Raw genomic sequence first — 11722 nt, forward strand, 5'->3', positions numbered from 1 at the left:
CCCGAACCTGTCCTCGTCGTCCCAACCGGATGGGGCCGCCGGGGCGCGTTTGGTCGGACCGTCTTTCGCGCGGGCAGGGGCCACCGGGGCCGACGGTGCGGTATGGGTTGCTTGCCAGGCGGCTCGTTCCCGGGCCTGGCGCGTCTGCTCGGCGTGTATCTCTTGGAACCGCTGCGCGGTCGCACGCTTTCGATTCTCGGAGCTTCGCCCGAACTCCAGTTGCAGGGCGTACAGCCGATCCGCGTACCCCATGGTCCCGTGTCCTTTCACAGCTCGGAAATGCCCAGATTCCACCTCTAAATACTTGTGACGCGCGTATGCCGGATTCGGTTCCATCGAATTTGCGGATGTGGACAGGCAGGGTGGCCCCTGTGAAGGAGCGCGTCGCCGATCAAGATCCAGGCAGTGGCAGTTGGGGGACGAAGTGTGCAGAAGGGGTGCCGATTGAGCGTGGGTTGCTGGGGGTATCACCAGACCCCAGGCACCAACCGATACCGCACGCGCGCCGCGTACTCGGGGTAGCCGTGAAGTTCCCGGGTGAGCAACCGCTCCTCCCCTACCGCCCGAAATCCAAGCGCTACAACGGTTACGGCTGACCCGATGAGTCCGTACCAGGAGTCGAGCAGCAGCGGCATACCGATCAAGAACGGGATCGCCCCCGAGTACATCGGATGTCGGACGTATGCGTACGGTCCGGTATCGGCGATCGAATGTCCGCGCTCGGCTTGAACTTTCACAACCGGTGCGGCGAAACTATTGGCGCGGAACACCGAGATCATCGACAACAATGACACGGCAATCAGTACGGCACCAACCACCTGAACCCAGATGGGAACGGTGGACCAGCCCCAACGACGGTCGAACCCCGGCAGTACGAACCAAAGGGGCATTCCGATAATCGCGAAGACCATGAAGACCTTGTCCCAGGCCGTTTGGTTCGGCTGGCGTGGCGACCCGAGGCGCTCGGCCAGCAAGGCCGGGTTCTCGTTCAACAACCACAGGTGTACCCCGAGATTGATCACGGTGACCTCGATGCCCAGGATCCACAGTTGGGGCCAGTGCCAGGTGCCGGCGGCGACTACCAACAATCCGCCCAAGGCGGCCGTCGCCACGATGTTGGTGACGAGCAGTTTGACCAGTAGCCGTGTTTGGGAAGGTACAGACTCAGCCATGTGTCGACGTTACTGCTCGGCCAGCCTCTGCAAGAGCAATGCGGAATCATCAACGCCAAGCTCGATACCGAAGATGTCTCGGAGCGCGATCAGCACTTGGTCCGGCGCCAGTTGCTGGGTGGTTCGGCCAACACCGGGCTCGATGTCATGTAGCTCCCGGTGATCCAAGATATACGCGTGATCTGGCCCGATCTTCTGTACGAAAAGCCTTGTGCTGAAAGGTGAATGAGAGCTTGATGCAACGAAGTAGCTCGCGGCGCGATAGTCGATGGGGTACTGCGGCTCCAGCACGAACGTGTACCGACTCATCCACCCCGGTTCGGTCCCGTCGCCCGCGGCTTCCGAGAGGGTCCAACCGTCGGCACCGGGAGTTACCTCGCCGCGCAGCAGTTGGTAGGTCCATGATCCGTCGGCGACGACGGCCTCGTCGGCGAGGTGTATCGGGGTAAGAGGACTGGTACCGAATCCGACGTCGCACAGCCATCGTTCTCCGTCAAGTCGAACGACGAGCATACCGTGTGTCGCCGGTCGAATTGCCGTGGCGCCCATCTGCACCCGGCCCTGTATGCCGAAGAAATCGAACCCGAGGCGCTCCAGAACGGCACCAAACAGCGCGACATGCTCATAGCAGTAGCCGCCGCGGGGCCCGCGCAACAGTTTGGCCTGGACGGTCGGGATATCCAATGCGACTTGCCTGTGCAGCACCGCGTCAAGGTTCTCCCACTTGATGTTCAGGACGTGCCCGCGTTGCAAACGACGCAGGGTGTCCAGGGACGGCGACCGATCGCCGTCGAAGCCGATGAAGGCCAGGTATTCCTCGAGTTCGAGGTCGTCACCGTTCCACATGGTGTGGACAACGTACTTGTTACCTGTGGACGGCCTGTAGCGCCGTGAACCGAATCTGGCAGAAAGGTGCAACCACCGGGCAGCTGGACCCGTCAGAGCGTGCCCCCGACAGGATCCGTAGCGTTGCCGACGGTATCGGCGTGGTTACCGGCGCTCTAACCGCTGTCACCACCCACCCCTAGAGTGAGCACATGGCCGTCGAGCGCCCCACCATCTACTTTGCCTCCCAACAGGACTGGGAAGCGTGGCTGGAAGACAACCACGAGGACTCCCCCGGTGTCTGGATCAAAATGGCCAAGAAGGCCAGCGGCATCCCCAGTGTCAACCACAAAGAAGCCCTGGAGGAAGCGCTCTGCTTCGGGTGGATCGACGGACAAGCCAAATCGCTCGACGAGCAGTACACCCTGCGCATGTTCACTCCGCGGCGCACCCGTAGCACCTGGTCGAAGATCAACGTCGGCCACATCGAGCGACTCACCGGTGAAGGCCGTCTCAGACCCGCCGGCCAGCGAGAGGTCGAGGCCGCCAAGGCCGATGGTCGTTGGGATGCCGCCTACAGTTCGCAGGCCACCATCGAGGTGCCCGAGGATTTCGCGCGGGCGCTCAAAGCCAAGCCGGAAGCCCAGCAGTTCTTCGACTCCCTCACCAAGACTGCGCGCTGGCCGTTCTTGTTTCGGCTCGCCACCATCAAGAAGCCAGACACCCGGGCCCGACGCATCGTCCAGTATGTCGAGTTACTGGCGGCAGGGAAGACATTGCACTAAGGCGCTTTACGCCTTGTGTGCCACCGCCACGATGTAGTCCGAATGCAGTGAGAACAGCCGCATACCCACCGAGTTGAACTGGGCTCGCAACAACGGATTGACGTGCTTCATATCCGGCTGACGCAGGCGCTTGGCAAGGAACTTGGACAACGGCGGATAGACATCGTTGGCAATCGACCATGTCTCGGACCGCGCGAACCCCATGTCGAGCAGCAGATCACGGTAGCCCTGCACATCGACGGCCCACGGCACCGCGCTCGCCGGGGCACCCTGCCAACCGCGCCGTGCCACCTGATTGCGCGCGATTGCGGTGAGCGCGGTGCGGCGCGGAACAATGTCCGCCGTCACCAAGCGTCCGCCGGGTTTGAGCACCCGGAGCGCCTCACGGAAGAAGTCGATGCGTGACGGGAAGTGGAACGCCGATTCCAGCGCGACCACCTTGGTGCACGACTCATTTTCAAACGGCAGGTCGGTCGCGGAGGCCTTGACGTAGGAGACGGTGTCGGACAAGCCCGCCGCGGCGACGCGTTCGGTCGATATCGCGATCTGCTCTTCGGCGATGTTCACTCCGGTGATTTTCTTTACCTTGAACTCGTTGGCCCACAGAATGTCCTGATCGCCGTACCCGCAACCGCAGTCCACCACCACATCCGAGGCGGTGAACCCGGCACTCGAGGCCACCAAACGCGCCAGATCGCGACTGGCCTCGTCCAGGGTCGTCGGGTGATCGCGCCAGTACCCGAAGTTGATGAAAAGCGATTCCTCACCGAACAGGTTCTGCGGCCCGACGATGTCGTACACCATTCCGGTCTTGGGGCCGTCGGCGTTGGATACCGCGACGGCCGCCATGCGCCGCCACTCGTCGGCCCAGCGCCGCAGGCGCTCGCCGGTTGATTCATCGGTGAAATCGGAAGTCAGAGTGGTCATGGTCGGCAGCTCCGTTTCGGTTTTGGCCGCCCCGTTGCGGCTCGCGCATGCGTAACAAACAGTACCGGATACTTAAGATATCGGCATCTAAAGCCGCTCAGAACGACGCACGGGGCTGCATCCGAGAAACCCGCAGACGAAGTGACTAGGCTGGTGAGGTTGCCCGGCTTTCGTCGGGCGGAGCATGAACGAGGAGCACATGACCGACACAACGCTGCCCCCCGGCGGTGATGACGCCGTCGACCGAATCGAACCGGTAGACATCCAGCAGGAGATGCAGCGCAGCTACATCGATTACGCCATGAGCGTGATCGTGGGCCGCGCCCTCCCCGAAGTTCGCGACGGCCTCAAGCCGGTGCACCGCCGCGTCCTATACGCGATGTACGACTCCGGCTTCCGCCCCGATCGCAGCCACGCCAAGTCGGCGCGTTCGGTCGCCGAGACCATGGGTAACTATCACCCACACGGCGACTCCTCCATCTACGACACCCTGGTCCGCATGGCACAGCCCTGGTCGCTGCGCTATCCGTTGGTGGACGGGCAGGGCAACTTCGGTTCGCCGGGTAACGACCCCGCGGCCGCCATGCGTTACACCGAGGCCCGGCTCACCCCCCTGGCCATGGAGATGCTGCGTGAAATCGACGAGGAGACAGTCGATTTCAGCCCCAACTACGACGGCCGTGTCATGGAGCCGACCGTGCTGCCCAGCCGGTTCCCGAACCTGCTGGCCAACGGCTCGGGCGGTATCGCCGTCGGTATGGCCACGAACATGCCACCGCATAACCTGCGTGAGTTGGCCGAGGCGGTCTACTGGGCGCTGGACAACCACGAGGCCGACGAGGAGACCACCCTCAAGGCGGTCTGCGAAAAGATCAGCGGTCCCGACTTTCCGACATCCGGATTGATCGTTGGGACACAAGGGATTCACGACGCGTACACCACGGGACGTGGTTCGATCCGGATGCGCGGTGTGGCCGAGATCGAGGAAGATTCCAAGGGCAGAACGTCTTTGGTGATCACCGAGTTGCCGTACCAGGTCAACCACGACAATTTCATCACCTCGATCGCCGAGCAGGTGCGCGACGGAAAGATCGCCGGCATCTCGGCCATCGAAGACCAGAGCTCCGACCGTGTCGGCCTGCGAATCGTGGTGGTGCTCAAGCGCGATGCCGTCGCCAAGGTGGTGCTGAACAACCTCTACAAGCACTCTCAGCTGCAGACCAGCTTCGGCGCCAACATGCTGTCGATCGTCGACGGCGTGCCGCGCACGCTGCGTCTGGATCAGCTGATTCGGCACTATGTCAATCATCAGTTGGACGTCGTCATCCGGCGTACCCGCTACCGGTTGCGCAAGGCGAACGAGCGTGCGCACATCTTGCGCGGTTTGGTCAAAGCCCTTGACGCCCTTGATGAAGTGATCGCGTTGATCCGCGCGTCGCAGACCGTCGACATTGCCCGCCAGGGCCTTATCGAGTTGCTCGACGTCGACGAGATCCAGGCACAGGCCATTCTCGATATGCAGCTGCGCCGCCTGGCGGCCCTGGAGCGGCAGCGGATTGTCGAGGACCTCGCCAAGATCGAAGCCGAGATCGCCGACCTCGAGGACATCCTGGCCAAGCCGGAGCGTCAGCGCGCCATCGTTCGCGACGAACTGAGCGAACTCGTCGAGCGCTATGGCGACGACCGCCGCACCCGGATCATCGCCGCGGATGGCGATGTCGCTGACGAGGATCTCATCGCGCGCGAGGACGTCGTCGTCACGATCACCGAGACCGGGTACGCCAAGCGCACCAAGACCGATCTGTACCGCAGCCAGAAGCGCGGCGGCAAGGGCGTGCAGGGTGCCGGCCTGAAGCAGGACGACATCGTCAAGCACTTCTTCGTGTGCTCGACGCATGACTGGATCCTGTTCTTCACCACCAAGGGCCGGGTCTACCGCGCGAAGGCATACGACCTGCCGGAGGCGGCGCGCACCGCGCGCGGTCAGCACGTCGCCAACCTGCTGGCTTTCCAGCCGGAGGAGCGCATCGCGCAGGTCATCCAGATCAAGAGCTACGAGGACGCGCCGTACCTCGTGCTCGCCACCAAGAACGGTCTGGTCAAGAAGTCCAAGCTCACCGAGTTCGACTCCAACCGCAGCGGTGGCCTGGTGGCCGTCAACCTGCGCGACGGCGACGAACTGGTCGGCGCGGTGCTGTGCTCCTCCGAGGATGATCTGCTGCTGGTGTCGGCACATGGCCAGTCCATCCGGTTCAGCGCCACCGACGACGCGCTGCGGCCCATGGGCCGTGCCACCTCCGGTGTGCAGGGCATGCGCTTCAACGGCGAGGACGACCTGCTGTCGCTCAATGTCGTCAGCGAGGGCACGTACCTGCTGGTGGCGACTTCGGGCGGCTACTCCAAGCGCACCGCGATCGAGGAGTACCCGGTGCAGGGACGTGGCGGTAAGGGTGTGCTGACGGTTCAGTACGACCCGCGCCGCGGCTCCCTGGTGGGCGCGCTCGTCGTGGACGAGGAATCCGAGCTGTACGCCATCACGTCCGGCGGCGGCGTCATCCGCACCATCGCAAAACAGGTCCGTAAGGCCGGCCGCCAGACCAAGGGCGTGCGGTTGATGAACCTCGGCGAGGGCGACACCCTGTTGGCGATCGCGCATAATGCCGATGAGGGTGATGCTGAGCCCGACGACGACACAGTCGGCGCGAGCGAGTAAGGAGCTGTAGGTGAGTTCACCGAACGATCCGGGGGAGTCTGGCTCAAACGAACGCCCCGTGGACCAGGCGGACTTGCCTCCCTGGCAGCGGGCGGAGCGGCGGCGTGGCTCACACGCCGCCGCTACCGGCCCGCAGCGGATTCCCAACCGGGAGCCGCGCCCCGGCGGCGCACCGACCGAGATCATCCCGATCGTGGACGACGCCTCGGCCCCGCCCACGGCACCGACATCGGCGCCACGGCCCGCCAGCCGCCCGTCGGCCGGGCTGGACGCACGGCTCAGCAGATTCATCTCCGGGACGGCGGCACCGGCAGGATTCAACACTCCGGCGACGCGGCCCGACCCCGAGTCGGAAGCCGAACCGGAGCCTTACGACGAAGTGCCGGAACGCCCCGAACGACCCGAGCGTGTCGAACGGCCCGAGCCGCCGCGCTCGGGCACCCCGTGGGGAGAGTCCAGCGCACAGGAACCGGTGCGCGCCCCCAAGAACAACGACCTGCCGGATCTGTCCGGGCCGGTCCCCCGTCCGCCACGCAGAACTGATGCGCCACAAGGCGGTTCGGCCGTCACCGTGGGCCCGTCGCGGCGCGGGCCGCTGCGCGCGGCCATGCAGATTCGGCGCATCGACCCGTGGGCGACCCTCAAGGTGTCGCTGGTGCTGTCGGTGGTGTTCTTCTTCGTCTGGATGATCGCCGTCGCCATGCTGTACCTGGTGCTGGGCGCGATGGGCGTGTGGTCGAAGCTCAACGAGAACGTCGGCGAGCTCATCACCAACAGCGGCGGCGGCGAGCTGGTGTCCAGCGGAACCATCTTCGGCACCGCCCTGCTCATCGGATTGGTGAACATCGTGCTGATGACGGCGGCCGCCACCATCAGCGCATTCATCTACAACCTGACCACCGATCTTGTCGGCGGTATCGAGATCACACTGGCCGATCGCGACTAACGGTTTGGGATGCACCGCATTCGTGCGGTAATCTCTGGCTTCGGCTCAGGGGCTATAGCTCAGGTGGTTAGAGCGCTTCGCTGATAACGAAGAGGTCGGAGGTTCGAGTCCTCCTAGCCCCACCACACTTGTTGGGAGGTCCACCACGTGAGAGTGCTGCTGCTGGTACTCGCATTGTTGGGGGTGGCTTACGCGGCAGCGCTCACCGTGGCGCGCAGCAACATGGAAGTGTGGCACACGGCAGCAGGTGAGGGGCCTTAGCTCAGTTGGTAGAGCGCTACCTTTGCAAGGTAGATGTCAGGAGTTCGATTCTCCTAGGCTCCACTCAAGTTTCCGTTGCGGATCCACACGTCGGGGCCCGCGGTGGAGCGGGTCCTTTCCAGGGCTCAGATCGGGCCCGATTCCCCGTGGCTGCACCAACCAATCAGTAGGTCTGTTTAGAACGTCGAGCTGTCGTGTGGGCCGAGCACGAACCCGTGCGGGGTCCTTGGGGTTGACTCGCCAGGCTCGGGGACGGTGTCGACAACACAGGCGGTCATCGTCTGGTCTACCGCGCAGGTGCCCGTCCATATCCAACGGGTAAAGACGACCTTGCTACCAGCCGGCAACAGTTTCGCCTGTCCGGGACTGGACGAGGCGTCGCCGAACTTGCCGGCTTCCGTATAGCTCGCGGCCACGCTGGTGTGGCTACTCCCCGGAATCGGGCCGGTGCACGTCGCGGTGTCCCACTCGCCCCGAACATTGATCACCACACTGCAGTTCTGGCCGGCGGGGGTGCTGAACTGCACGCTGCTCACGGCACCGTTATAGCCGCTGGTCGGGATGGCGACCGTATAGTCGGACGTCTTCACCGCGGTATAACGGTCTAGATCTGGTAATTGCGGTTCAGCGTCGGCTGACGGCGCCAGTGACAGGCCTGCGGCTGCCAGCGCTGCGATACATCCCAAAGCCCGAGACAGCGCCATTTCACCACGTTAACAGCACGGGCCACCACCAGACCTGGTCCGCTGGAAACGCCAATCGCTCATCGACGCGCGATCGCTGAAGGGCTGACCGCCGTCAACCTGAACCTGTAGATAACGCGACCACGACGGAACCGCGACCCAACAACCGAACACGGACCTGAACGTCGGCTACATGTCTGCACCACGTGGAGATAACGATTCGCCGAGGCGCCACAAGTGCGGCGAGCGAGCGAGTACTCGTCGCGAACCATGCTGGCGGTTTCGGTGTGCGTGAGCTGAGGCGGGCGGCGCAGATTCTCCAACACGACGCGGGCTCCTCGTCTCAAGGCATCCGTCCGGCCGGGCGGTCGTTGGCGTGTTCGCAACGTACCCACTCACGCGGGCGAAACGAGACGAGTTGCCCGCGTGTCTGTGACGCACTCCGGGTTTGGTTGGGCAGCCCCCGTTACGGCTGAGGCTGCCGATCAACACTCGGCGCCAGCGGTGACGGCTCGGGCTGGCCCGAGCGGCGCAGCACACTGAACGCGACAGCGCCCGCACCCAACAGACCCACGATCGCCAGGCCCGTCAGTGCGCGCGGCAGCTTGCGCTTGCGGGCGCTGCTGACCACCTCAGGCAAGGTGTCCACCACATCGGCGACGGCGTCCTGTACCTCCGATGACACCACCTTGCCGCGCCGCAGCAACTTGCCCGCGGTGCTCGTCGCGGATTTCGCCAGCCCGAAGCCGAGCCCGGCGGTGCCGCGTGACACGTCGATCGGGGCAAGGGCCGCCTCTTTGAGTCCCCGGGCAAGACGTTGTCCGGAAGTCAGCTTGACGACAGGTTCATCGGACTTGGTCAGCAGGCTCATCGTCAGGGGTCCCTTCATTGGGCGGTGGTTCCAGACTGGTACTTCAGATTGCCATCTTTGCGCATCGACAGCCATGCCTCGGGGGAAAAGACTTGTGCGTCGCATGGCTGTTGCGAAACATCCGCATGAATGTCTTTTCGGCGCGGATAAGGTGGTCGTCGTGACTTCACCAATCCAGACACAGACCGCCACACTGCACACCAACCACGGCGACGTCGTCATCGCGCTCTTCGGCAACCATGCCCCGAAGACCGTCGCCAACTTCGTCGGCCTCGCCGACGGCAGCAAGGACTACTCCACGAAGAACGCCAAGGGCGAGGCCGCCGGCCCGTTCTACGACGGCGCCGTCTTCCACCGCGTGATCAACGGATTCATGATCCAGGGCGGCGACCCCACCGGCACCGGCCGTGGTGGCCCCGGGTACCAGTTCGCCGACGAGTTCCACCCCGAGCTGCAGTTCGACAAGCCGTACCTGCTGGCCATGGCCAACGCCGGACCGGGTACCAACGGCTCACAGTTCTTCATCACCGTGGGCAAGACCCCGCACCTGAACCGTCGCCACACCATTTTCGGTGAGGTTGTGGACCCCGCCTCGCAGAAGGTTGTCGACGCCATCGCCTCCACCGCCGTGGATCGCGGCGACCGTCCCACCGAGGACGTCGTGATCAACTCCATCACCATCAGCTAGGTCTCAGTGGCTCATCCCGGACAGGTCCCGGTCTACGGGTGCGCGTGGCACCCGGACCGGGCCACCGCGGTGCGCTGCGTGCGGTGTGGGCGCCCCGTGTGCCCGCAGTGCATGCGGTCGGCGCCGGTCGGTCAGCAGTGCGTCGAGTGCGTCCAGCAGGGCGCGAAGTCGGTGCGTCAGGTCAAACCCTTGCGGCAGGCGCGAGCCTGGGTCACCTGGGCGCTGATCGCCGTCAACGTCCTCGTATACGCAGCGGTGGTCGGAACCTCGACCACCGACGAGACGATGAGCGCCACCAGCAGCCCGCTGTTCCGGGATCTGGTGCTGTATCTGCCGTGGGTGGCACAGGGTGAGCTGTGGCGCACCGTCACTGCCGGCTTCCTGCATTTCGGTCTGATGCATATCGGGGTCAACATGCTTTCGCTGGCCTTGATCGGGCCCGGTCTGGAGCACGCCTTCGGCCGGCAGCGATACGCCACGATCTACGGCACCGCATTGCTCGGCAGTAGCGCCATTGCGATGTGGTTCAGTCCGGGTTCATTGGTGGCCGGAGCATCCGGTGCCATCTACGGTCTTCTGGGTGCGGCGCTGGTGCTGTATCTACGAGAGCGGCTGAACCCGCAGACCATCATCATCGTGCTGGTGCTCAACATCGGGCTGAGCATCTCGCTGCCGGGTATCTCGCTCGCTGGGCACATGGGCGGACTGCTGTTCGGTGTACTGAGCGCAGGAGCGCTGCTGTACTACCGCGAGGTGTGCCGTGGGGCCGGAATGCCCGACCTCGTGCAGAAGCCGTCGACGCCATGGGTGCTTGCGGCCGTGGTGACTGCGCTATCGGGCGCCCTCATCGTGGCGCGGGTGCTCACCTACACCGGCTGAATTAGGGCAGTCTGGCGGTCAGGAACTGCAGATTGGCGTGCTGGGCAAGCAGATCCCAGTCGAACGTTCGTCCGTAGTGGGCGGCGATCTCGGCGACGGTGATTGTGGACGTGGTCCAGCCGTGCCCGGCGAGCCATTCGGCGGGGCGCATCCGCGCGTCCGGATAGGTCAGCATCCAGATGTTGGCCGCCTTGACCTGATCGGGCGCCAGGGGCTCGACCGCCGCATCCCATCGGTCCACCGACGGTACGAAATGGTCGGCATCGCAGTTGACGACACTGCCGGGGGCTGACATCTCAATGATCCGCTCGAAGAGCACATCTTGATCGGAGCCGGCGAGACCGGCCATGATGGCCGGCGAGATGAGCCACGCCGTAGGCCGATCCGGATCGAACCCGGCCGAGCACATGTCCTCGCCCCACGGGTGCGTCATCGAGGCCGCGGCGACCTGCCGACGCGTCACTCGCGGGAAGGCGCCGTGCTCCTTGAGAACGCTGCTGCCGAATTCCAGAGTGTGGGGATAGTCCACCTCGTAGACGGTCGTTCCGTCGGGCCAATCGAGACGGTAGACCCGGGTATCGAGCCCGGTGGCGAAGAGCACGACCTGTCGGGTACCTCGCGCAATTTCGTCGAGCAGGAAGTCATCTCCGTATCGAGCCATCAGTCCTGCCGCGCTGAGCAGCATGAAGATCCGCGCGCCATCGTCGGTGGCGGTATCGGGGAAACCGGCGGCAAGAAGCGTGCTGCTCAGCGGCTCGTTCGCGGCTTCGACGAGTAGTGCCGAGAGAGGATCGTCTATCAGCGGGTGCCCGCGCTTGCTCTCGAGGGCGCGCAGGGCGGCATAGAAGAGGTCGAATTGAAGCTTGTGTGACGGTGTGGACACCGTGCTCTTCTTCTTGCTCTTCTTGCCGTCCAATGGATCACCCGCTTTCCTGGCTCGCGGACGCGCTCGATGAATGCCAGGTTAGCCAC

12 protein-coding genes and 2 tRNA genes are annotated in these 11722 nt (G+C 64.2%); 7 read left to right on the top strand and 7 right to left on the bottom strand.

The genetic code is table 11. The features are described 5' to 3' along the window. From B4393_RS26675 to B4393_RS26685, 3 genes are all read right to left on the bottom strand, one after another. Positions 1-252 (bottom strand): hypothetical protein (locus B4393_RS26675; protein ID WP_078336665.1); only part of this gene is annotated, 252 nt, incomplete at its 3' end. A gap of 215 nt (positions 253-467) precedes the next feature. Next, positions 468-1172, bottom strand: coding sequence for a methyltransferase family protein (locus B4393_RS26680; RefSeq protein ID WP_078336666.1), 705 nt, complete (start codon positions 1170-1172; stop codon positions 468-470). A 9-nt stretch (positions 1173-1181) separates the two neighbouring features. Continuing rightward, entirely contained in the window at positions 1182-2018 is an 837-nt protein-coding gene (locus tag B4393_RS26685; protein WP_078336667.1) for an arylamine N-acetyltransferase family protein, read from the bottom strand. A gap of 191 nt (positions 2019-2209) precedes the next feature. Here B4393_RS26685 and B4393_RS26690 point away from each other — a divergent pair, with 191 nt between their 5' ends. Further along, positions 2210-2782 (top strand): YdeI/OmpD-associated family protein, encoded by a 573-nt coding sequence (locus B4393_RS26690; protein WP_078336668.1) that lies wholly within the window; start codon positions 2210-2212, stop codon positions 2780-2782. Between the two features lie 6 nt (positions 2783-2788). Here the strand turns inward: B4393_RS26690 and B4393_RS26695 are convergent, their stop codons facing one another. After that, positions 2789-3709: an SAM-dependent methyltransferase gene (locus B4393_RS26695; protein WP_078282169.1), complete on the bottom strand. Its 921-nt coding sequence runs from the start codon at positions 3707-3709 to the stop codon at positions 2789-2791. A gap of 199 nt (positions 3710-3908) precedes the next feature. Between B4393_RS26695 and gyrA the strand changes: the two genes are divergently transcribed. From gyrA to B4393_RS26715, 4 genes are all read left to right on the top strand, one after another. Further along, positions 3909-6422, top strand: a complete 2514-nt coding sequence (gene gyrA, locus B4393_RS26700) for a DNA gyrase subunit A (RefSeq protein WP_070939124.1) — start codon at positions 3909-3911, stop codon at positions 6420-6422. 10 nt (positions 6423-6432) lie between these two features. Beyond that, on the top strand, positions 6433-7368 hold the full coding sequence (locus B4393_RS26705) for a DUF3566 domain-containing protein (protein ID WP_078336669.1): 936 nt from the start codon (positions 6433-6435) through the stop codon (positions 7366-7368). A 48-nt stretch (positions 7369-7416) separates the two neighbouring features. Further along, positions 7417-7493: transfer RNA gene (locus B4393_RS26710), tRNA-Ile, on the top strand. Between the two features lie 126 nt (positions 7494-7619). After that, a tRNA-Ala gene (locus B4393_RS26715) sits at positions 7620-7692 on the top strand. A gap of 113 nt (positions 7693-7805) precedes the next feature. Here B4393_RS26715 and B4393_RS26720 read toward each other — a convergent pair. Together B4393_RS26720 and cwsA are read right to left on the bottom strand one after the other, a co-directional pair. Continuing rightward, entirely contained in the window at positions 7806-8333 is a 528-nt protein-coding gene (locus B4393_RS26720) for a hypothetical protein (RefSeq protein WP_078336670.1), read from the bottom strand. A gap of 445 nt (positions 8334-8778) precedes the next feature. Beyond that, positions 8779-9183 carry a cell wall synthesis protein CwsA gene (cwsA, locus tag B4393_RS26725; protein ID WP_070937653.1) on the bottom strand — a complete coding sequence of 135 codons (405 nt, stop codon included), beginning with the start codon at positions 9181-9183 and terminating at the stop codon, positions 8779-8781. A gap of 103 nt (positions 9184-9286) precedes the next feature. On the opposite strand from cwsA, the gene B4393_RS26730 reads away from it, so the two are divergent. Continuing rightward, a complete protein-coding gene (locus tag B4393_RS26730) occupies positions 9287-9871 on the top strand; it encodes a peptidylprolyl isomerase (protein WP_206676058.1) in 585 nt (194 codons plus the stop codon). A gap of 111 nt (positions 9872-9982) precedes the next feature. Then, the gene (locus B4393_RS26735) at positions 9983-10750 is read left to right on the top strand and encodes a rhomboid family intramembrane serine protease (protein WP_078336672.1); all 768 of its coding nucleotides are present in this window, start codon (positions 9983-9985) and stop codon (positions 10748-10750) included. Position 10751: 1 nt separating this feature from the next. Here B4393_RS26735 and B4393_RS26740 read toward each other — a convergent pair whose 3' ends face one another. Continuing rightward, positions 10752-11633: an SAM-dependent methyltransferase gene (locus B4393_RS26740; protein WP_157901333.1), complete on the bottom strand. Its 882-nt coding sequence runs from the start codon at positions 11631-11633 to the stop codon at positions 10752-10754. Positions 11634-11722: the final 89 nt, after the last annotated feature.

The sequence above is a fragment of the Mycobacteroides franklinii genome, from assembly GCF_002013895.1.
GTDB lineage: Bacteria > Actinomycetota > Actinomycetes > Mycobacteriales > Mycobacteriaceae > Mycobacterium > Mycobacterium franklinii.